Source organism: Undibacterium sp. YM2, from assembly GCF_009937975.1.
Classification (GTDB): domain Bacteria; phylum Pseudomonadota; class Gammaproteobacteria; order Burkholderiales; family Burkholderiaceae_D; genus Undibacterium.
On sequence record NZ_AP018441.1, the window covers coordinates 4109553 to 4130930 of the forward strand.

17 protein-coding genes are annotated in these 21378 nt (G+C 51.7%); 5 read left to right on the top strand and 12 right to left on the bottom strand.

Annotation, left to right across the window (positions count from 1 at the left end; genetic code table 11):
* Positions 1 to 123: 123 nt before the first annotated feature.
* From UNDYM_RS18445 to UNDYM_RS18460, 4 genes are all read right to left on the bottom strand, one after another.
* A complete protein-coding gene (locus tag UNDYM_RS18445) occupies positions 124 to 1041 on the bottom strand; it encodes an NAD(P)/FAD-dependent oxidoreductase (protein WP_232063542.1) in 918 nt (305 codons plus the stop codon).
* Positions 1025 to 1489, bottom strand: coding sequence for an Rrf2 family transcriptional regulator (locus UNDYM_RS18450; RefSeq protein WP_162042339.1), 465 nt, complete (start codon positions 1487 to 1489; stop codon positions 1025 to 1027). The genes UNDYM_RS18445 and UNDYM_RS18450 overlap by 17 nt, the downstream gene beginning before the upstream one ends.
* Positions 1490 to 1614: 125 nt before the next feature.
* A complete protein-coding gene (locus tag UNDYM_RS18455; RefSeq protein WP_162042340.1) occupies positions 1615 to 2034 on the bottom strand; it encodes a hypothetical protein in 420 nt (139 codons plus the stop codon).
* A gap of 202 nt (positions 2035 to 2236) precedes the next feature.
* Entirely contained in the window at positions 2237 to 2752 is a 516-nt protein-coding gene (locus UNDYM_RS18460) for a hypothetical protein (RefSeq protein ID WP_162042341.1), read from the bottom strand.
* Between the two features lie 255 nt (positions 2753 to 3007).
* On the opposite strand from UNDYM_RS18460, the gene UNDYM_RS18465 reads away from it, so the two are divergent.
* Positions 3008 to 3298: a YciI family protein gene (locus UNDYM_RS18465; protein ID WP_162042342.1), complete on the top strand. Its 291-nt coding sequence runs from the start codon at positions 3008 to 3010 to the stop codon at positions 3296 to 3298.
* Positions 3299 to 3364: 66 nt separating this feature from the next.
* Here UNDYM_RS18465 and sugE read toward each other — a convergent pair whose 3' ends face one another.
* On the bottom strand, positions 3365 to 3685 hold the full coding sequence (gene sugE / locus UNDYM_RS18470) for a quaternary ammonium compound efflux SMR transporter SugE (RefSeq protein ID WP_162042343.1): 321 nt from the start codon (positions 3683 to 3685) through the stop codon (positions 3365 to 3367).
* 171 nt (positions 3686 to 3856) lie between these two features.
* Positions 3857 to 4321: a DsrE family protein gene (locus UNDYM_RS18475; protein WP_197740920.1), complete on the bottom strand. Its 465-nt coding sequence runs from the start codon at positions 4319 to 4321 to the stop codon at positions 3857 to 3859.
* Positions 4322 to 4646: 325 nt separating this feature from the next.
* Between UNDYM_RS18475 and UNDYM_RS18480 the strand changes: the two genes are divergently transcribed.
* Positions 4647 to 5462 carry a phosphate/phosphite/phosphonate ABC transporter substrate-binding protein gene (locus UNDYM_RS18480; protein WP_162042344.1) on the top strand — a complete coding sequence of 272 codons (816 nt, stop codon included), beginning with the start codon at positions 4647 to 4649 and terminating at the stop codon, positions 5460 to 5462.
* A 47-nt stretch (positions 5463 to 5509) separates the two neighbouring features.
* Here UNDYM_RS18480 and UNDYM_RS18485 read toward each other — a convergent pair whose 3' ends face one another.
* From UNDYM_RS18485 to UNDYM_RS18510, 6 genes are all read right to left on the bottom strand, one after another.
* Positions 5510 to 6100: a helix-turn-helix domain-containing protein gene (locus UNDYM_RS18485; RefSeq protein ID WP_162042345.1), complete on the bottom strand. Its 591-nt coding sequence runs from the start codon at positions 6098 to 6100 to the stop codon at positions 5510 to 5512.
* A gap of 55 nt (positions 6101 to 6155) precedes the next feature.
* Positions 6156 to 6368, bottom strand: coding sequence for a hypothetical protein (locus UNDYM_RS18490; protein ID WP_162042346.1), 213 nt, complete (start codon positions 6366 to 6368; stop codon positions 6156 to 6158).
* Between the two features lie 10 nt (positions 6369 to 6378).
* Positions 6379 to 7803, bottom strand: coding sequence for a hypothetical protein (locus UNDYM_RS18495; protein ID WP_162042347.1), 1425 nt, complete (start codon positions 7801 to 7803; stop codon positions 6379 to 6381).
* 58 nt (positions 7804 to 7861) lie between these two features.
* Positions 7862 to 8749: an ABC transporter ATP-binding protein gene (locus tag UNDYM_RS18500; protein ID WP_162042348.1), complete on the bottom strand. Its 888-nt coding sequence runs from the start codon at positions 8747 to 8749 to the stop codon at positions 7862 to 7864.
* 2 nt (positions 8750 to 8751) lie between these two features.
* Positions 8752 to 9162, bottom strand: coding sequence for a GntR family transcriptional regulator (locus UNDYM_RS18505; RefSeq protein ID WP_162042349.1), 411 nt, complete (start codon positions 9160 to 9162; stop codon positions 8752 to 8754).
* 352 nt (positions 9163 to 9514) lie between these two features.
* Positions 9515 to 16744 (bottom strand): DUF4214 domain-containing protein, encoded by a 7230-nt coding sequence (locus UNDYM_RS18510; RefSeq protein WP_162042350.1) that lies wholly within the window; start codon positions 16742 to 16744, stop codon positions 9515 to 9517.
* 314 nt (positions 16745 to 17058) lie between these two features.
* Here UNDYM_RS18510 and UNDYM_RS18515 point away from each other — a divergent pair, with 314 nt between their 5' ends.
* From UNDYM_RS18515 to UNDYM_RS18525, 3 genes are read left to right on the top strand one after another with little or no spacing between them, the layout of a single operon-like run.
* A complete protein-coding gene (locus UNDYM_RS18515) occupies positions 17059 to 18072 on the top strand; it encodes a MerR family transcriptional regulator (RefSeq protein ID WP_162042351.1) in 1014 nt (337 codons plus the stop codon).
* Positions 18073 to 18107: 35 nt separating this feature from the next.
* Positions 18108 to 18878, top strand: a complete 771-nt coding sequence (locus tag UNDYM_RS18520) for a fumarylacetoacetate hydrolase family protein (RefSeq protein WP_162042352.1) — start codon at positions 18108 to 18110, stop codon at positions 18876 to 18878.
* The gene (locus UNDYM_RS18525) at positions 18865 to 21372 is read left to right on the top strand and encodes a DEAD/DEAH box helicase (protein ID WP_232063543.1); all 2508 of its coding nucleotides are present in this window, start codon (positions 18865 to 18867) and stop codon (positions 21370 to 21372) included. The genes UNDYM_RS18520 and UNDYM_RS18525 overlap by 14 nt, the downstream gene beginning before the upstream one ends.
* Positions 21373 to 21378: the final 6 nt, after the last annotated feature.

Genomic DNA, 21378 nt, shown 5'->3' on the forward strand with positions numbered 1-21378 from the left:
CAGGTCAGGTGGAGGAAATTTCTGTCAAAACAGCAGACAGAAATTTATTCCAGATTTATGTCATGAACATGACCAGAATATACTTCGCCGTCCCTCCGCTCTCTCCTTGAAACCGTCAAGCTATCAGGCAGCCTTTGCCTCAAAGATCATGGACTGATGTGCTGCCACCCCTGCCATCGCGCCGTCAGCCACGGCCATTGCCACATTGCCTGCCATGCGTGCGGCGTCACCGCAGGCGAATACGCCGGGCACGCTGGTGGCTTTGATTTCGTTAGTGCGGATAACGGTACCCATGGGGCCTTCTGTCATTTCGCAAGCCAGTTGTGTGGCGAAGGGACTGTTGATGCGGATCGTGCCCATGGTGAACAGGCCGTCCATGTCATGTTGCCTGCCGTCTTGCAGTTCTACCGTAGCAAGGCCGCTGATCTTGCTTACAGGCGCAGCTACTATTGTGACGCCACGTTTTTGCAAAGCCGACAATTGCTCAGCATCTGGCTCAAAGCATAGATTGGTGAACAGCGTGACTTGACCCCAGTCTGGCAGCATCATCGCATGATGATACGACAGCGGGCTGGTAGCCAGTACGCCAATGCGGCCATTGTCAATTTCATAGCCGTGACAATATGGACAGTGGAAGATGCTGCGGCCCCAGCGTTCTGCCAGACCTTCTATCGCTGGCAAATCATCTGTGACACCGGTGGCGAGTATCAGCCTGCGTGCCTGGTAATTGCCCTGCCCCTCAATGGTTACGATAAACCCCTCATCCTGGCGAGCTACCGATGTTGCCTGTCCCTCTACCCAGGTGACGGTTTTATAGGCCATCAACTGTGCCTTGCCTTCACTGGCGATGGCGCTGGCTTTTTTGCCATCTTGCCCCAGAAAGCCGTGTGAGTATTCAACAAAGCGGTTACGGCGCTGGCCGCCATCAATGACCAGTACCTGCCGCCTGGCGCGTGCCAGTTGCATGGCGGCTGAAAGCCCGGCATAGCTGCCACCGATGATGATGGCATCAAACATCATACCCTTAGTGATGATGGTCATGGCTTTTTCCCTTGTTCTTGCTGTGTGCATTAAATTTGCGGCCGAATTCAGTAGCCAGATCGCCCAGCGTCACGTCACCCAGGCGGGCGATGAGCAAGGCCTCTGCTTCGTCAAAGGCAGTTGCGAGTGCTTCGTTGACGACTTGCTCGACCAGGCACGCTGGATTGTCATTGCGGTTGCCCATGGCAAAGACGGTAGGTGCGCCGAGGGCATCGTAAATGTCACGCAAGGTCACTGTTTGCAAGTCGCAAGAAATCACCCAGCCGCCGCCATGGCCCTTGTCTGAACTCACATAGCCACGGCTGCGCAAGCCCGCCAGCACACGCCTGACCAGCACCGGATTGGTGGTCAGGTATTGCGCCAGTTCTTCAGAAGTCATGGCCCGTTGACCATGCGCCATGTGCAATAGCACGTGGAGGATGGAGGAAAGTTTGCTGTCTTGTCTCATGTAACTTATGATAGTACATAATCGGGAAATGTGCAGGAAATTTTTAATACGGCAGAAAACAGCCCCAATAAAAAAGGGTGGCCATGATCAGGCCACCCCATTCTTATTTTTTGCAGTCGATGAGTTTATTTATCTACTTCCCTCGTCAGCATTTCCCATGAAGGCTGGGAAGTGCCATCAGTAGTCGCTGAGACTTTACCGCCAGCAAACTTGAGGTAAGTCGTCGGAGCCTTGCTGAATTCTATGGACTTCATTTTGCACATGGCTTTTTTTGTCGCGGCATCAGCGCAATAGGAGGCAACATTGTCCTTGATGGTAGCGGCAAAATACTTGATCTTGAACATGTCGTCAGTGCTTTGAAAACTGTCGGCCTTGATATCGAATTTGACGTCGCAACCACAAGATGTTTTCAGGCTGCTGGTGGCAGCCTTGACTGCGGGCTCAACTTCATTGCTCATGAAGTCGCGCTCAGCCTTGCCTGCAAATGCAGTCAGTGGCAAAAGCAAGGCGATGGTCGAGATGGCGGCGAGTCTGGAAATTTTCATGCTGGTGTCCTTGTGTAGTTAAAACCTGAATGTCTTGAAGAGTTTTGCATTCTAAGTTTCAGGAACAGCATGTGGCTAAATGTTTGTAAGCAATTCACGATGAAAAAATACCGCTCACAGTGTCTGTCATTTTACTTTGTCACCAGTGCTTACACTTTTGATCACAGTGCATTCTTTCCAAATTCAGGTGCACCGGGATTATTCATCCCAGTGCTTTTCTTTGCCGCCACCAATGCAAAGCCCAGCGCCAGCAATAGATCAGGCTGACTAGCAATAAACTGATCCAGCAGAGAATCGCCAGCACGCCGCCGGCTTGCGGCGTTCCCCACACCAGCACCCAAAAGAACAAGGCTGGGCCTGCAAGCACACTGGCCAGCAAGGTAATGATGACTTGTGGTTTTTCCTTCAAAACCAACAGCACGCAGGGCAGGAGAAATACGGTTAATACTGCGAGCAAGGTCGCACTGCTTGCCAGCGTTTTGTTTTTGCGCACGTCCTCCCAACCGTCGATCAATAAGACATAGCCATATAGTAAATTATCTTTCGCAACCTCTTTCACGGCCTCTTTCCCCGCCTCATTTTGCTTAGCCTGGTCATTTGCAGTTTGCGATTGTGCTTCCTTTTGCGGCTGCATTTTTGATTCGCATTTGGAAAGAGGTAGCACAAAACAAAGCAATAAAAGCAGGGAAGAAATTTTCCTGATCAGGCTTAACATCATGATGTGAACTTTCGAATGAATGTGGACTTTCGAATTAAAGAGTACTCGCGGCCTAATCCAAGCACATACCGGATTCAACACCAGCGCTTAGCTATCTACAAACCTGTTGCTACTTTATCAAAGTATTACCACTAAATATACTGGCATCAGCTGTCCGGCTGGTTTGGGACAGAAATAAAAACATTGAACAGCCATCAGCCGCTATTCAAGTTTTTGCCACTCACTTCACATTCAAGAAAAACTCAGGAAAACACCATGTTCATACTCAATGTCAGCTATAGCAAAAACCCTGTTGAAGTAGAACCGCAAATCAAAGCCCATGGCGAATGGGTAGGCCGTTACCTGAAGGAAGGTATATTCCTGTTTGCCGGTCCCAAAAAGAGTGGCCTCGGTGGCGTCATCGCCGTACAGAGCATCAGCAAGGAAAGGCTCTTGCAAATACTGGCGGAAGATTCTTATGTACAGGCAGATGTCGCGGATTACCAGATCATTGATTTTGATTGCAAAGCGACGCAAAGCACACTGGAAGCCTTGAAGCTGGCTTGAGCATATAGTCTTCAAAGCCCTTGGCATACAAAGCCAGATCAAGGGCTTTGCCACATAAATTACGATCTAGTGCGATGAAGACATTTTCATGAAGACCAGACCGCAGATGATGAGCAACAATGCACAGACACGCATGAAATTCAATTGCTCACCAAAGAAGACGATGCCAAGGATGAAGGCACCGACGGCACCTATGCCTGTCCACATGGTATAAGCTGTGCCTAGTGGCAGAGTACGCATGGATAGCGCCAGCAAAGCGAAGCTGACTATCATGCCTGCGATGGTGATGACAGTGGGAAGAAATTTAGTGAAACCTTCAGACTGCTTCATGGAGAAGGCCCAGACTACTTCAAACAGACCGGCCAGTACCAATAATATCCAAGCCATGACGGCTCTCCTTTCAAAGAGCCGGGCCGTCCCGGACATTCATTCCCAAACTGGGGAAGGTCGTTCCTCCTGATGGAATCCGTATGGATTCACATGTATGGGCTGCTTAGCCCAATGATGCCAGGTGCAAATTATAGCTTAGCTGCCCGCGAGTCACCACCCTGCTGCACATCAGGGCCTGATGTAGGCATAACCCTGCTGCTGCCGCCTGATCAGTTGCGACACGCCTGCTTCTACATAATCGAGATTGTCGAGCATGTCTGACTTGCTGATTTTTTGTGCCCGCATGGTGTTCTCGCAGATTACGACATGGGCCCCCATCTTGATGACTTCATCAATACGGCTGGCTACGGGTGTCTCAAACTTGAACATGTCTATGCCTGGGCCATAGGCGACAATTTCTACCTCGACATTATCCTTGCCCAGGTCTTTGATGACATTCTTCACATTATTCAGTGCCAGCTCCCATTTGCGGCTTTCGCCATCACTGACCTGAAAAACCACTTTGGATTTTTGTATTGCCTGCGCCTTGGCGGGCGCTGGTGTTTGTGCCATGACGCTGGCCTGGCCCAGGCTGCTGACTAACAGGACCAGGGCTGCTGCCACATTACGGCCATAGTTGGAAAACTGGCTCATTTTCACTCCATTATCTAAAAGTGCTGATTTATGCGGCAACAATAGCAGATTTATAGGCAAACTGATCATGAAATTTTCTGCTTTCATGCATGGTGATTTGGCAATGCATTACTTTTTTGACAGGTTGCAAAAAAGCATTTTACAAAAACAAGAATGTTAAAAATGGTTGCTTGTATCGGCTTATCTGGATTAAAGTTGGCCTTTCCACAAGTTGCGTTGGCGTAACCGGTCATCCATCAGATGCATGCGTCTGGTGTTGGCGTATGTGATCAATACGTGACAACTACGTGACAAGAATGATGAACAGTTTCCCAGGATGACGGATATGAAAAAAGCTCTATCGATTGCTGCTTGCTGCCTGGCTGGTTTTACTGTCCAGGCGCAGGCGCAAAACAACTATAGTCTGTACGTCAGTGAAGGTACTTCTGGCGGGCTTGATGCGGCCCAGGTCATAGAAAAATATACTGGCCTGGCAGAAGTCATGGGCAAGGCCCTGGGTAAAAAAGTGACGGTGGTGGTGGCACGTGAGTTTTCCCAGCTTGAAGAAGGCATGAAAGCAGGCAAGATGGATTTTGTGATTGCCCGGCCCAGTGACTATCCTGCACGTGGCATACGCGACTACAAATATCAACTGGTCTCGACATCCAAGCCTGATGGTCAGTGCGTGCTCATCGTACCCAAGGCATCACCATTGAAGAGTATCGCTGATGTAAAAGGCAAACGCATAGCCTTGCCTGAAAAGATTTCTTATATGTCGAAATTCTGCTCGGCAGAATTGACACACAATGGATTCAACCTGGCGACAGAAAAAATCCAGTATGCCAAAGAACAGGGTGCAGTATTGTTTTATCTGGACAATCTGCTGGCCGATGTCGGCGGCATTGCCTCATATTCAGGCGTTGCCAAGAACCTTGAAAAAACCGGCCACCGCGTCATCCACACCAGCCAGCCCCAGCCTTACCAGCCTTTGATTGCCCACCCAAAGATCACGGCAGCACAAATCCAGGCCTTGAAAAAAGAACTCGGGCAGCTCGATGAAACCGAAGCAGGCAAACCCACGCTGAAGCAAATCGGTATCAAGGAATTTGATACCGGCAATAATGAACAACGCCTGCGCGATTTGCTGAAGTGGCTGGGCTAAGCCTTAGCTCCAGTTCCAACTCCAGCTCATCTATCCCATTCCATTCATTAATACGAATGGGATACAGCCTGGGTCAGGGGGTCATAAATGGACGGCATCATAGGCATGGATGGAACCGGTGTTTTCACCTGTTCTGCCATATCACGCATCATCAGCTTTTGCGTACGCAGGTAAGGGCTGGGTACGGCCCTTTCCACTACGATGTTCCAGCGCTTCAGATAGTTGGTCACTGAACGTATGTGAATTTTGACGCCCAGATGTTTGCTGATGAGCTCAGCGACGGCAGGACGTGTCCATTCAGCAAAGTCCATCTGCAACTGACGTGGCTTGTTGTCACGTATCAGTTGTTGTATTTGCTCTTCCTGCTCGGTACTCATGGCACGGCCTTCGCCTGAACGGCGGCCACGGCGGTGCGGCAGAATGGCATCGGCACCCTGCTCCTGGTAGCGGGCAATAATCAGACAGACTGCAGTATAGCTAAGCCCCAGTTCACGTGCGATCTGGACTTTTCTCGCACCGCGCTGGTGGGCGCGTATGACCTGGCGGCGGCGTTCATACTGTTCCAGCGCACTCAGGCTTCTGGCATCTTCTTTTTTGACAGCAGGTGCAAATACTTGCATGGGCAGTGGCATATTCATACTGAGATCCTTAATGTTGACTATTCAACGAAGAGATGCAGTGAATATAGGCGATTTACAGCTTTATGTGCCCTATACTAAAGTATGAATACAGCACTTCCAGAGTGATTTTCCCTAGCTTGATACCGAGGCATTCCCAGATTTCTCCCTCTTTTCCGTCATACTGGCAAGCCAGCATGAGTGACTTACCGGCTGATACAGTCACCTCTGGCGGCGTCAGCAATATTGCCGTGAATAAAAAAACTGCACAAAGTAGCAGGATGCGCATGTTCTTGTCCTCATACTGCCCGGCCAGCGGGGAAAATGGCTGCCACTTTTGCCAGCCTGAGCCATCTCCAGTAAAGGATGATAGCTGTTGTCAAAGTAATCGCCGCGCAAATCTGCCAGGCTGAGATGAATCCTGACTGTACGTACACCACAATGGAGATGATGCCAAGCAGCACAGGTATTCCCAGTGCTGCAAGCAATGAAGTTTGGTAAGTAGATTCCATACGGGCATAGTTGTTCAAACTCAGCACGCTCACCGGCAACAGGCAAAAACTGATAATCCAGATGATCGCAGACATACGTGTTGAAGTTTGCAGGAGATAGATCGCACTGCCAAATATGAAAGTTGTTGTCAGCCACAAACCGAGGAACTGGCGCAGCATGGATTGCAAGAGCAGCCTGCCCTGCTGATGTGGATCAGGTAACTTGGCTGTCAACATCAGCAGCCCCAGCTCCCCCTTGCGCAGATAGACCAAGGAGCGCACGATGGAGCTGTATATCGGTGACAGCATGATCAGAGACACCAGACCAATAAAGTAAGCCAGGCCTATATTTTTTTCGTCAAACTTGCTGCTGTGGTTGCCCAAAACCGCAAAGACGATGAACAACAGGGCTGCCATGAATACGACTGAAAAGAAACTGGTCATCCAAAAAACTTGAGCCCCCAGAGAAAACAGCATTAGATCGCCGGCTTTTGCCGGGTTCCTTTTCACTTTTTTCATACTCAGGCGCAACAGTAGAGCATAAGGATTGATGAAATTCAGGCTGTAGTACCTGTTCGAAATTTCTTCGCCATTCATTTGCTTTTGCATCATGGCAAAATTCTCTTTGTGCCTGAAATGCTGGTCACCATGGAGCTTAAAAACCCATTGAAGTACCAATACAGTTAAACCAAGGCCAGCAACAAAGAATAATACCGGTTGATTCCATGTCGGATCAATGAAAAAACTTTTACCCTTGTCAAAAGCAATCGGTGTCAGAAATAGCAGCGTGATCACTACATAAGCCCATTGTGTGCGTATGGTCGCAGTATAAATAAGGAGAGCCACTACCCCAAAAAACCAGCTCAAAGAGAAATGGTCATGATTCAAGTATGCAAAACCCAATGGCATCAGCAAGACAGGAATAGCAAGTGCCACTTGCAAATTACGCTTCAGACCTGGTACCAGCGATGCATTCGCAGGCGTGTATTGCAGGGTAATGTTGGGCACCAGCATGACGAACCAGGTGAAAATCAATGTAGCTAGAATTAACCCACCACAAGCGAGCAAGGCCCATATCATTGCTCGCAAACCAGGCTCTTCTGTGCTCGCAAAATAGAGGACGACAAGCGATGCAAGCGTGGTCAGACTCAACAAAATATACATGGTCTTTGACATGCCGACATTCTTGCGCGCATAAACCGGCTGCATCCATACTGAAATAATGGCTTTCATGTTTTCTCTCTCAACGCAGGTATTTTGTTGAATAAATGATGTGTTCAGTCCGCCGTGTTCACTGTGTCATTTCTATGAACAAGTCTTCCAGGCTCAGTTTGTCAAAGCGCACATCGCGTCGTACCTGCAATGCCTGCAGTTGTTCATGGCTGAATTGCGCCAGCATCTTGCCTTCTGCAGCATCACCGTCTTTGGCAGTGGTTGACTGGCGCAATATTTTTGCCGGCTGTAACTCCTGCAATACCGCTGGTGCCGCGATGACGCGCACGGTGTTGTCCATCATGTCGTCCAGTGCTTGCTGGTGTACGATCTGCCCACCATTAAGGAAGGCGACATCCATCGCTACCCTTTCAAGGTCAGACAAGATATGGGTAGAGAACACGATGGTGGTCTGCTTTTCGATGACGCGGTCTATGAGTTCGCGCAAAAATTCACGGCGGCCTGCGGGGTCAAGGCTGGATACTGGCTCATCAAGGATAAGCAGCTCAGGATCATGTGCAAGTGCGCGGATGATGGACAGGCGCTGCTTTTGTCCTACCGAGAGTTTGTTGATGGCCTTGTCATAAGGCAGCTCCCAGGCTTGCATCAGCGACTGTACCTTGCTGTCGTTCCAGCGCGGGTACAGTAGCTGGAAGTAGGTCAGCATCTGTCTTGCCGTCAGCCATTCAAACAGGTCACTGCGCTGTGGTACATAGGCTATCCTGGCTCTGGTCTCGGCACTGAGTTGCCCTGCTACTTCGCCATACAGGCTGGATGTGCCGCCATCGACATCACGCAAACCCAGCAGGCATTCTATCAATGTCGATTTGCCTGCACCATTGCGGCCCAGCAGGCCGACGATACTGCCGGGTGCAATCTGCCAGTCGAGATTTTTCAACACAGCTTGCCCGCTGAAGGATTTATTCAGACCCTGGATATGCACGGGTGCATTTAACTGAGCTTGCATGCTTATTTTCCTTTAAGAATACTGGTCAACAGTGTGATAACTGCGCTGGCGTCAAGTTCGAGCTGGCTGGCTTCAAGTGCGATACGTTCAAGGCTGGGGCGCAATAATTCCAGCCTCGCTGCAAGATCAGAATGGCCGCTGGCTTGTGCCGCGACTTCCATGCCCAGGCCACGGCGGCGTACCAGCAAACCTTCTGCTTCGAGCATGCTGTAAGCCTTGGATACCGTCATGGGATTGACACCAAGCCCGGTGGCGACATCACGCACCGAGGGCATGGCATCACCCGCTGCAATTTGCCCGCCCGCCTGCAGGCGTCGCAATTGCTCTATCAACTGGCGATAGATAGGCTCGCTACTCCCTGTCACCACCTGGAATATCTCTGCACCCAACTGGCGCGGTTTAATGTTTGTCATGCCTGGCGTCATGTTTCATGCTCCATGTTCCGGCCTTTCATCGTGTTTAAGCGAATACCTGGACACGCCCATCGTAAGGACGAGTACGTTGCGGTAACTCCACATGGGATTAATGACTAATACATCAAAACAACGTGTATTAATATAGTAATACACTGATTTTGCAAATTCAAGCAATTTTCAGAAAAATGCTGGCAGATTTTCTGGATGCGGCAAGCTGGCGCAGAAATTATGGTAGACGGGAGGTAAAAAAAACGCCAGCTAAGCTGGCGTCTTGAGTAGTGCGATACTGCGACATTGCGATACTACGGACAGGAATCAGAACTGATACCCGTCCTCGCGAAACACTTCTTTATGCAATCAGATTACCAGCGCCAATACCACCGATAGTACCCGTCAACTGTACGAAGAAGTCGGTATTATCAAACTGGCTAGTATCTGAACCAGTGTTCTGGAACAAGTAAGTACCTGCTGCGGTACCCGTTTGTATTGTGATCAGGTAAGACTGTCCAGTGTTGTTGAGTACGATAGACAAACCAGAGGCGATGGTGGTCAGATAATTGGCCGTGGTGGCATTGCCGATGATGTAGGAACCCACACTCACCGCATTGACACCCGTCTTGAAGTAGTCAGTGCCTGTGGAGTTGAAGTTGCCGACGATGTCGACCTGCGTCTTGTTGGACATATTGGCACCGGTTTCTATCAGTGTTTCAGAACCGGAACCTGAAAACTGCAGGTTGATGGTGTCGACTGCCGCACCACCTGTGACGGTGGTGGATGAGGCACTGGAGCCGAGCAAATTCAGGGTCTGGCCGCCAGTACCGAGGGTAATGGTGTTGTCGCCAGTGCTCTTCGTGTAGTTCAGGGTCACGCCCGCGCCATCCTGATTGATGACGCTGGCCGTACCTGTACTGCCTGCCACGTTGATGATTTCAATGCTGGCGATCTTGGTGCTGAAGTCCAGGTTCTGGGTAGTGGTGGCGCCGACATTGAGGGTATCCGTACCATTACCACCGTCCACCGTGGTCAGGAAGTTGACGATCTGGTTGGCGGTAAAGTTGAAAGTATCCGAGCCAGTACCGCCAATAACACTGACAGCCACGTTGGCTGAGGTGAAGTTATTGGTGCCATTGGCCAGGTTGTACTTTTCTATCGCGCTGAAAGCATTGAAAGTGCCCGCTGTTGTCAGATTGAGCGTCTCGGTTCCTGATGCATTGACAGTGCCGGTAAATTGCGACATCTGGGCTACGGTTGCCGTGATATTGGCATTATTAACCACCGTCAGGTTTTCAAAACCGGTGATCGTGGCATTGCTGATATCCGGTGTCGACGAGAAGAACGCCAGGCTGTCTGTACCAGTATTACCAGCGGTATAAGTGCCAAGGATGGTAACCCCATTCAGGGCCAGGCTATTATTGCCGTTGCCTAATGAAGCCGTGCTGGAAACAGTGGCATTGATCGTGACGTTGTCGTTACCTGTACCACCAGTGTAATTAACACCAGCTGTCGCAGAGTTCATGTTGACGGTGTTGGTACCACTGGCACTGCCTTTGACAGTCGCCGTACCTGTCAGGGCATTGGCTGTCCAGGTAAAGCCGCCGAGGGTAATGCCGCTGGCGTCAACAGTTGTCAGTGCGGTGCTTGATGATGACAGCGTCAGGCCTGCATTGCCACTGACATTGAAAGTTTTGACCGAGTTACCCAGCCAGGTGATATTGTCATTGAACAGACCTGTGGGAGTGGCCTGTGTGTCGTTGACACTAATATTGACAGTCTCAACACCGGATGCAGTAACGCCTGTGTTGGCAAAGCCGACAGCAGAAGTACTGCCGTCTGTCAGCGTCAGGTTGAGGATATCATTGACACCACCGGCAAAGGCGGCATTGGAAATGGTAAAGGCCGTGCCTGCGCCATTCAACGTGATGTTGCCATTGCTCGGCAAGTTGCTCAATGTCAGCCCGTTTGCGCCAGAGAAAGTAACGTCGCTATAGTTACCCAGAGTCTGCAAGTCTATGGTCTGGTTGGTTACACCGGTGAGGCGCAATTTCTCAAAGCCGGTGACATTGGCCGCAAAAGTACCTGAGCCGGAAGCCGTGGCAGCGTACGCTGCTGACAGCACGATGGTGTCGGTGCCCAGGCCGCCATTCACAACAATAGGCAGCAAGGCTGTGTTGGGGATGAAGGTATCATCGCCAGAGCCGCCATTGATGGTGGTGAAGCCCGCAGACGTGTTGTAGGTGATGGTATTGGTACCATTGGCCAGGTTAAGAACCTTGAGGTTACTGAGCGTGCCACCAGTGCTGCCATTGTTGATGGTGACTGTGCCAGCCGTAGTCAGAGTAAGCACATCGGTGTCTGCAGCATTACCAGCGATGGTCGTACCATTGAGGCCAGGGATGGTGGACATGAAGATGTCGTTGGCACCAGCGGTACCATTGAACGTGCCGCCTGCGGTGACACTGACAGCATTGGCAATACCAAAGTCACTGGCCACGATACTGCCGGTAGTGCCACCAAGTTTGACGATGAAATCGCTGCCATCCACCGCCGTTGCATTACTGCCCGAATTCTGGAACGCATACGTGCCTGCTGCTGTACCACTATTGACGACGATGGTATAAGCCTGGCCTGCACTTGCGAGGCTGGCACCCGCTGCCGTTGCTGCGGTAGCGATGGCTGCCGCCAGATTGCTGCTGTCGGCATTGGCAATAGTCAGGTTAAACAGGGAAGTTGGCAAAACACCGGTAGCAAAAATGTCTGCCCCTGCCGCCTTGAAGTTATTGACGGTATCCATGGCATTGATGTTCGAGCCAATTGCGATGGTATCTGCACCGGTTGCCGTCGTAGACAAATTGATGATATCCGCACCAGAACCGCCAGTGATGGTCGAACGCCCTGTGCCCGTACCCAGGATATTGAGAGTCTGACCGCCTGAGCCAAGGGTAATGTTGTTGATGTCGGTGGCAGCAGACTTGGTGAAGTTCAGGGTGACGCCAGCGCCGTTTTCGTTCGTGACCGTCCAGGTCGCATCGGTACCGCCTGTAACATTGACGGTTTCGACATTGCTGATCTTGGCAGACATGTCCATGGCAGCAGTGACTGCGCCGACATTAAGGGTATCTGTACCCGCACCGCCATTGATGGCAGTCGAAGCAGTGATAACGGCTGAACTGGCATTGATGGTGTCATTGCCCGTGCCACCTGTCACCGATACCAGGCCAGTTGCCGCGGTAAAGGTATTGCTGCCATTTGCCAGTACATAGTTTTCCACATTGGCATTAGCTGTGAGCGTACCCGCCGTCGTGAGGTTGACTGTTTCTGTTCCACCGGCAGTGAAGGTGGTAAAGCCAGCAAACTGTGCTGCTGTCATGGTGACAGACGCGTTATTGCTGATATTCACGGTTTCAAAACCACTGACATTGGCCGCGCTGATATTGCTGCCATTGAACAGGTACAAGGTATCCGACGTCCCCGAACCAGCCACAAAGGTACCTGTATAGGCTTTGCCTTCCATGACCAGGCTATTGCTGCCAGCACCCAGATTGACATTGCCAGCCAGCATGGAGTTACCACTGTTCGCCAGATCAACATAATCATTGCCTGAACCGCCATTGACGGTGGTAATACCAGAATTCGCTACTGAGAAGAAAACAACACTGCCAGCGCCACCGTCCATCGTCAGTGTCTTGATATTGGTAATGGTATTACCACTACCAATATTCACCGTACCACCACCAGAGATGGTGATAGTGTCAGAGTCAGCATTGTTACCATTGACGGTAGTACCGACCAGGGCAGCGACATTGCCGGTGAAATTTTCATTGAGGCCGGCTGTGCCATTGAATACACCGCCTGCAGTCAGCGCAGTACCATTGGCGGCCTGGCCATTGCCATTCGATGGACTCGTGCCTATGGTGCCTGCAATTGCAACGCCCGTGCCAGAAACAATAATCGCATTGGAAGTAGTCGTGTTATTGACATTACCACCGGTCGCATTCGAAGACGACGTCACGTCATACACCAGCGTACCACCAGTGATGGAGATATACGACAAGTCGATGTTATTGGCACCCGCCACATCATCCACGATCGTCAGTTGATGCGGACCAACGCCAGAGAAGGTCAGTACAGGACCAGACAGGTTCAGCGCTGCACGCGCAGCGATTAATGCAGCATATTGAGAAGCAGTGATCACAACAGCAGAGTTCGCTGTGATGTTTTCAATACCAGACAATTGTGCACCAGCCAGGTTGATCGCACCGTAAGTCACCAGTGTATCGTTACCTGCACCCAGGTTGATGGTGTCTGTCACAACACGTGCCACTGCATTTGCTGTGGATTGTGCGTTCAGGGAAACACCGTTTTCTGTACCCAGGTAAGTACCAGCAACATAGTTACCCAACAAGACAACGCGGTCTGCACCAGCGCCGAGTTGCAGGAAGTTGGCGCCGCGGGCCAGTGTCACGTCCAGTGCAGATTGTGCTGTCAATGCGCCTGCATCGATGGAAACACCAACAGTGGCGTTAGCAACGTTGACGTTGTCGATTGCACGGATAGTCAGACGTTCTACGTGGGTTGTGGTGTTAGCAGCTTGGTAGCTGTCAACCAGTGCATCAACGATAGTATCGTTCAACTGGATTTGGGACACTTGGGTGACTGCTGTGTCGTTTGTCAGTTCGATGTTACCAACGTTGGAGATGCCGTTGAAGTCACCGATCGCTGCGTTTGTTGCATTGCGCAGTTCGATAACGTCGTCGTTCTTCTGGCTGTTGTTGGTGCTGTTGTTGTCAACTGCACCGCCGTTGATGGCGTGGGAGCCATTGAAGTTGGCATCTGTGAAGATGATACGGTCGGCTGTGCGGGAAGCACCTTCTTCGCCGTTGTAGCTGAAGCGGCTTGTGGCGCTCAGTGTACGTGCGTCGATCACAACTGCGCTTTCAACGGCTGTACCAGCTGTGTCTGCGGCGTTCGCTGCATCATTGGCTGTGTCGTTGTCGTTGACGATAGCCAGAACACCTGCGTTGTTGTTGGCAGCGATCAGGGCATCTGTCAATGTCAGACGGTAGTTACCTGCACCGTCAACACCGGCGTTGTTGGAAGTACCAACCAGACGGATAGTTTCGAAACCGGAAACGTTAGTCCATTCAGACGCGCCCAGAGCGATGGTGTCGCCCAGTGCTGCACCTGTCAGGTCGCCGTCGATGACCAGTGTATCTGTACCAGCGCCACCTACGACTGTGTCGGAGATCGTCAGGCCAGCACGTGTGTCCTGGATGTTATCGAAAGTGACTGTGTCGTTACCAGCACCCATCTTGATGTTTTGCGCGCCGTTGGCTGCACCGCTGGTGGAAACGCGAACGATAACGCTGGCGGTTTCTGCGGATGCATCGATGTTAGCGGCGATCAGTTTGATCTGACCTGCTGTTTTGGACAACTCTTGTACGCCAGCGATGTTGGCTGCGGCGCCGCCTGTTGTGTCGATACGGTACAAACCGCCGTTACCAGCAACTGTGGTGTCGAGGTTCAGGAAGGTTGTTGTGGAACCAGCACCTGCTGTTGTACCAATCGTGATGGTGCCTGTGTGGGCAGCAACGTTGGCCAGGGCAACTGTGTTGGATTCTGTATCAGCATCGACCAGAGTGATGTTTTCTACAGCGTTGGTGTTCAATACGAAGTTGAAACGTGGGTCAACGTTCAAACCTTCAGCGATAGTGACAGCAACTGTATCGGATGCACCAGTAGCAGTCGCCAGATTGGCGTTGATGGTGGATTGGCCGATGGCGTTGGAGCCTGTGTCGCTATGACGGATGGTGATGGCTGCAGCTTGACCAACACTCAGGTTGTTGAGTGTGAACACGTCTGTACCAGCGACTGGTGCGGAGTTCGCAGGAGCTGCTACGTTGGTGTTGGAGACGTTGCGGACCAATACGCCTGTCACATCTGGCAGTTTGGCGAAGTCAACTGTGGAAGCGGCGTTGTTCAACAGAACTTGAACTGCTTCTACTTTGGTGATGATGGAGGAACCAGCTGCACCGGCTGTGACGTTGCCGCCGTTGACGATAACCAGGGTATCTGTACCGTCGCCGCCTGTGATGCTGTCGCCTGTTTCTACTGTGTCTGCCAGGTAGAATGTGTCGTTACCAGAACCACCAGTGATGGTGACGTTTTGAACGGAACCGGAGGTGTCAGCTTTACCTGTGGTGAAGATGCCATTGCCGAGGTTGAGTGTCAGGTTGCCTTTGAATGCGGATGCATCAATGGCGGACAGACGGCCTGCTGCTTGCAGGATACCACCGGAGAAGTTGGTGGATTCAATGGTTGTTACACCATTGACAACATTGGATGTCTGGGCCAGTGTGAGGTCTTTGTCGCCAGTGATGATGACTTTGCCTGCTGTACCTGTGTCCATTGGCAGATTCAGTGTGCCGATGTTGTTGGTGTTGCCTGTGCTGTTGATGGTCAGTGTTTCGTAACCTTGGTTGGCAACGCCTGCGGCGGATGTGCCGGAAACGTTTTGACCAATGTTGACTGTACCAACTTGAACGTCGGACAGGTTCAATGTACCTGTGTTAGCGCCGAGCAGTGTGCCATTGCCGAAGGAGAATTCAACCACGCCTGTGTTGTTGGCGTTGGTGCTGGTCAAATTCATTGTTTCTACAGCTTGCTTGATGTTTTCAATACGGGCTGTGTTGGTACCTGCTGTGGAGGCGATACGGTTGATGCCAACTGTTTTCAAGCCAGTGCCGTCTTGCAGGTCAACTGCAACAACAGCGTTGTTGTTGACGTTGTTGCCATCAGCGGAACCTGTGAAGGTGAATGTGGCTGTCTGGATGTTTTTGAGCGTTGGTGTGACGATCGCTGCGCCGTTGTCATTGGAGTTACCCAGTGTGGCGGTCAGTTTGTTGTTGGCTGTAGCGGATGTGTTGGAGCCTGTCAGGACGTCTTCGTCTTGCAGGGCATTCACACGGGAACCACCGTTTGGTGTGTAGACGAGGCCAGCTGTGAAGTTTTCAGCTGTGGCGATGTCTGTGTTGCTTGTCAGTGTGAAGTCTTTGACGCCGCCGCCATTGACGATGGATGTCAACACTGCATCTTGAACTGCGATTTGGGATGCTTGTGTGGCGGAATCCAACACTTTGCTCAACCAGTCCTTGGCCAGGGCTGTGTTGGCTGGCAGGGAGTAGGCAACGATTTCTTCGTTGGTGTCGATGGCTGTTGTGAAGGATGTCGCTGCAGCAACTTTGGAGTCAACAGCAACTTTGTCTGCACCGGTAGCACCACCGAGGATGGCCAGAGCGGCTTGACCCAGGGTAACTTTGCCGTTCAGCAGTTGGCCTGTCCAGTAGTTGAGACCGGCTACGTCAGCTTTGTGGCCGAACAGGTTGTTGTATATGGTGTTGACGGTGTCTTCTGTTGTTTTACCAGCAAATACGGTGGCGTATTCTGCTTGTTTGGAGAAGCTGTCGGCGATTTGGTTCAGCGTGAAACTTTGGGCCATCCAGTACGCCAGACCATTTGGGTCTGCTGGGCGGTTGAAATAGGCGATGTAAAGCTTTTGGATGTCTGCAGACGTATTAGCCATTAATAACCCCAGAAAAAATTCACGCGTGAAACGTTACAATTAGAATAAACACCAATGTTACCAATGGTAACATTGCTGGAAAAGAAAAATTTTCATTCCAGCTTGGACAACATAAATATAACAATTTTTAAATTTTTCTTTACATTGTTCCAGAACAAACCAATGCCATTTGTAGTTATTTGACAACTTCCATATCTATTTTTCGCCTCTTGCACCTGACTCAGGGTCAGGGTTTATCATCCTGACCACGATCAAGTAAGCAAATAAGTAAGCACATAAGTAAGCACACAAGTAAGCAAATAAGCAGGCGAAAAATGAAATTAAAAATAGGTGAGCTAGCAAAACGCACGGGGTTGACCGTCCGCGCCTTGCATCACTATGACAAGATAGGCCTGTTACGCCCCTCGGTAAGGGCTGACAATACTTACCGTCTGTATGATGATGACGACGTCTTGCGGCTATATCGCATACAGGCACTGCGCCGCCTGCAGTTATCGCTGGATGAAATCGGGGTGATACTCGATGATAACAATATCAGCATGGCCAATATTGTCAGTCAGCAAATCAGTCTGATGGAAAAACAGGCGCGTGAAGCCCTGGCCTTGCGCGACCACTTGCTCACACTCTCGGAACATCTTGCCGGTCAACAATTACCAGCTGTCGATGACTGGCTGACTGCGCTGGAAATGACAGTCCACAGCGAAAAATATTTTACTCCTGCAGAACTCAGGGCATTACGGAAAAGACGCAGCGCAGTGGATACGGCTGACAAATCGGCACTCATCAAGGCCTTGCATAAATTGATGGAAAAACAAGTATCGCCACAGGATGAACTGGCTCAATCCCTGAGCCAGCGCTGGCTGCAACGCATGCAGGAAGAAAGTGGGGGTGATGCCGCGATCCTGATCAAGTTTTACCAGATGCAGAGTGAAGAAAAAGCGTTGCAATTATTCTCAGGACTGGATCAAGCCACGCTTGATTACATGGTACGTGCCCTCGCCTGCACCACACTGCCCTTGTATGAAGCATATTGCCTGCCAGATGAAATGGAAGTCTTGCGCCAGCATAGTCTGACAGATGCCGCTCACTGGCCTGCACTGATCGCCGCCCTGCACCTGGAATGCGAAGCGGGTACTCGCGTCAGCCATCCCAAAGTGCAGGAACTGGTAAAAAAATGGCTGGCATTGTCCTCGAGGAAAGCTGGTAACAGTCCCGGTTTGCAAAAGAAAATCCAGCAAGCTTTTGCAGAACACCCAGTCTTGCGCATGGGCATAGATAATCGCCTGTTTGACTACCTGCAGTCAGCATTGAAAACAGTAGCACTATAAAATGCACGCATATTATTTTGATCAGACACATATTCATGAAACCAGCCAGTATCCATCAGGCAGCCCGAATTTTGCTGGACAGGCGGCACAGCGGTGAACAGGGTGATGCCCTGCCCGCCCTGCTCCGGCCTGATAATCTGACCACAGCATTTGCGATACAGTGCGAGCTCAGTCACATCATTGATCAACCCATCGCTGGCTGGAAATGCGGTACGCCAGCTACTGACAAATGGGTGCTGGCCCCTATCTATGCGATTGATGTGCATGATGCGAACACGCAAACCTGCCCGGTCCGTGTCAGGCGAGGGCAAATCAAAATCGAGCCGGAACTGGCTTTTATACTCGCCCATGATCTGCCTGCAAGAGCAGCAAGTTATTCGCCAGTAGATGTTGATGCGGCAATAGCAGAAACCAGGCTGGCGCTGGAATTGATAGATAGCCGCTACACGCATCCTGAGCAATTGAATTTTCATGATCACTTTGCTGATGGGCTGTTTAACCAGGGTCTGTTACTCGGCCCTATCGTTGATGATGAAGCGGCAAAACAGAGCAGGCAACTGGACATAACATTGCGCGTTGCTGGCCAGCCGGAGCTCAGCCTGGATGGACAACACCCGGCTGGCCACGCTCGCCTGCCACTGTACTGGCTGGCAGAATTCTTGCGCAGCCAGGGGCTGGGTTTGCATGCTGGTCAGGCAATCATTACAGGATCATATACAGGCAGCCCGCAAGTGCCCGTCGATACGGACGTGGAAGTGCAGTTTGCCAGCCTGGGCAGCATAAAGGTGCGGTTTGAAAGAAAATAAACCTGCACCACGTGGCTTGCCTGAAGTGACAGGCCATTTCCGCCCTCGCATCACTTTGCAAACCCTGCACCGTGGTGATGGCTTGCTGGGCATGAAACCCAGCGGTGACTTTGGGCCGCGTGGTGGCAGTGTCACGGTGGTAGAGATCGACTGGCTGTATCACACAGATAGCGGCCTGCGCTGGCAAACTCCGGCACCCACTGCCCTGCTGAACCGCAGGCCGCATTCCACCCAATTGTTGCATGATGAAGATGGCAAACCCCTTAGCCTGCTACGTGATCTGGGTGCAGAAGCTGATGCACTGGACAAGGTCTGGGATATAGGCCTGCAACCCCTGCCCGCAGCCAGCCTGCAATGGCGCAACGACAGCATTGCAGAGAATTTTGGCCCGCTGTGGAGCCTGGTGCAGGAAGCTTTCTTTGCTGACTTCTGGGCAGAAAAACTGCCAGAGATGCAGGCGCTGGGCTGGCAAGTCGTGGTGCGCCCCGGCTTTGCGCATGAAAGCGTGCCAGTCGATGCCTGGCATCTCATTATCGATGAAAGCACCGGAGCCATCACTGGCAAGCAGGTGGCATCTCGCATGCGTGGCCGTAAGGAGATCATCACCCCGCTAGGCCTGCCTGCGCGTGAAGGCTCATGGATGCTGAGCCTGGGGATAGAAATCGAAGGTGAGGTGCTGGACCTGGTGCCCATGCTGGCACACCTGCTACAGCGCGACGCACGCTGGCTGAATGCGAGGCAGATACGCCTGATCGATGACATGGCCGTCATACAATTGCGCGCACCCGGCGGCAAGCGCATTGACGCCATGGCGGCACCGCTGAAAGCCATTGTCATCCATATGCTGGACTTGCTGACTGACAGGCCACAGATGGAAGGGCCAGTGCCATTGTCAGCCTGGGATAGCTACCGGCTGGAAGCCTTGCGTGTCAGCCTGCTCGATAGCCAGCCTGCGCGTGCGGGAGAATACGGTGGCTGGCAATTGCAGGGCGATATGGGCTTGCGCAGCCTGGCACAACGCCTGAAGAAAGTTGGCAGCCCACGTGCGGTCGCTGCGCCCGATGGCCTGGGCGTGACGCTGCGTCCGTATCAATTGCATGGCGTGGCCTGGTTGCAATACCTGCGCGAGCAGCATCTGGCTGGCATACTGGCAGATGATATGGGCCTTGGGAAAACCGCGCAGGTACTAGCCCATTTGCTGATAGAGAAGCAGCAGGGCCGCATGAATATCCCTGCCCTCATTGTCTTGCCAACTTCATTGATTTTCAACTGGCAGGCAGAGGCCAGACGCATGGCCCCTGCCCTGCGCGTATTAACGCTGCAAGGGCCAGAACGCGCTGACTTGTTTGCCGATATCAAACAGGCAGATGTGGTACTGACGACTTACCCCTTGCTATGGCGCGATTTGGAAGTGTTGAAGGCGCAGGAATTTCATTTATTGATCCTTGATGAAGCGCAAACAGTCAAGAATGCGGCCAGTCGTAGTGCCGATGCGGTACGCCAGATCAATGCGCGCCACAGGCTGTGCATGACAGGCACGCCACTGGAAAATAATCTGGGCGAGCTGTGGGCGCAGTTTGATTTTTTGATGCCAGGTTTTTTAGGTGACATGCGCAGTTTCTCAAGGTTGTGGCGCAAACCCATAGAGGTCAACGGCGAGACACTGCGCGCACAATTGCTGGCGCAAAGAGTGCGGCCCTTTATTTTGAGACGACGCAAGGATGAAGTGGCAACAGAATTGCCACCCCGTACCGAAGTCATCAAACGTCTGCGTCTGCAGGGCAAACAGCGCGAATTATATGAAAGCGTGCGTGTCGCGGCTGATGAGCAGGTGCGCCGCATTTTGCAGCGCAAGGGCTTTGATGGGGCGCAGATAACGATACTTGATGCGCTGTTAAAGCTGCGCCAGGTCTGCTGCGACCCGGCTTTGCTGAAAGGCCAGAACCTGCCTCCAGAAATGGAAAGAGCCAAGCTGGAAATGCTCAGCGATATGCTGCCTGCGCTGGTAGAGGAAGGCCGCAGCATACTGGTGTTTTCGCAATTTACTGAAATGCTGGAACTAATTGCCGCAGCTCTGATGGATATGAATCTGAATTATCTGATGTTGACCGGCAAAACGGCCACAGCAGACCGTGGTGCGGTAGTCGCCAGCTTCCAGGACAGGCAAGTACCCATCATGCTGATCAGCCTGAAGGCAGGCGGTGTCGGCCTGAACCTGACGGCGGCAGACACAATCATCCATATGGACCCGTGGTGGAACCCGGCGGTGGAAGAACAAGCCAATGCCCGTGCCCACCGCATAGGGCAGGAACAAGCCGTGTTCATCTATAAATTGCTGATCGAAGGCAGCATAGAGGAGCGCATATTGGGCCTGCAGGCACGCAAGGCGGCGCTGGCCGAAGGAGTACTGGGGAGTGACACTGCCTTTGCCAGCAAATTCAGCGCTGAAGACTTGCAGGCCCTGCTTGCGCCACTAAGCAGCGGCATCACTTGACATCAG

What these genes read in the sequence shown, in the direction of transcription:
- UNDYM_RS18475 (WP_197740920.1), bottom strand. Translation starts at nt 4,321, where the DNA reads ATGAGCCAGTTTTCCAACTATGGCCGTAATGTGGCAGCAGCCCTGGTC.
- sugE (WP_162042343.1), bottom strand. Translation starts at nt 3,685, where the DNA reads ATGGCTTGGATATTATTGGTACTGGCCGGTCTGTTTGAAGTAGTCTGG.
- UNDYM_RS18485 (WP_162042345.1), bottom strand. Translation starts at nt 6,100, where the DNA reads ATGAATATGCCACTGCCCATGCAAGTATTTGCACCTGCTGTCAAAAAA.
- UNDYM_RS18455 (WP_162042340.1), bottom strand. Translation starts at nt 2,034, where the DNA reads ATGAAAATTTCCAGACTCGCCGCCATCTCGACCATCGCCTTGCTTTTG.
- UNDYM_RS18460 (WP_162042341.1), bottom strand. Translation starts at nt 2,752, where the DNA reads ATGATGTTAAGCCTGATCAGGAAAATTTCTTCCCTGCTTTTATTGCTT.
- UNDYM_RS18520 (WP_162042352.1), top strand. Translation starts at nt 18,108, where the DNA reads ATGAAACCAGCCAGTATCCATCAGGCAGCCCGAATTTTGCTGGACAGG.
- UNDYM_RS18480 (WP_162042344.1), top strand. Translation starts at nt 4,647, where the DNA reads ATGAAAAAAGCTCTATCGATTGCTGCTTGCTGCCTGGCTGGTTTTACT.
- UNDYM_RS18445 (WP_232063542.1), bottom strand. Translation starts at nt 1,041, where the DNA reads ATGACCATCATCACTAAGGGTATGATGTTTGATGCCATCATCATCGGT.
- UNDYM_RS18495 (WP_162042347.1), bottom strand. Translation starts at nt 7,803, where the DNA reads ATGAAAGCCATTATTTCAGTATGGATGCAGCCGGTTTATGCGCGCAAG.
- UNDYM_RS18510 (WP_162042350.1), bottom strand. Translation starts at nt 16,744, where the DNA reads ATGGCTAATACGTCTGCAGACATCCAAAAGCTTTACATCGCCTATTTC.
- UNDYM_RS18505 (WP_162042349.1), bottom strand. Translation starts at nt 9,162, where the DNA reads ATGACAAACATTAAACCGCGCCAGTTGGGTGCAGAGATATTCCAGGTG.
- UNDYM_RS18450 (WP_162042339.1), bottom strand. Translation starts at nt 1,489, where the DNA reads ATGAGACAAGACAGCAAACTTTCCTCCATCCTCCACGTGCTATTGCAC.
- UNDYM_RS18490 (WP_162042346.1), bottom strand. Translation starts at nt 6,368, where the DNA reads ATGCGCATCCTGCTACTTTGTGCAGTTTTTTTATTCACGGCAATATTG.
- UNDYM_RS18465 (WP_162042342.1), top strand. Translation starts at nt 3,008, where the DNA reads ATGTTCATACTCAATGTCAGCTATAGCAAAAACCCTGTTGAAGTAGAA.
- UNDYM_RS18500 (WP_162042348.1), bottom strand. Translation starts at nt 8,749, where the DNA reads ATGCAAGCTCAGTTAAATGCACCCGTGCATATCCAGGGTCTGAATAAA.
- UNDYM_RS18515 (WP_162042351.1), top strand. Translation starts at nt 17,059, where the DNA reads ATGAAATTAAAAATAGGTGAGCTAGCAAAACGCACGGGGTTGACCGTC.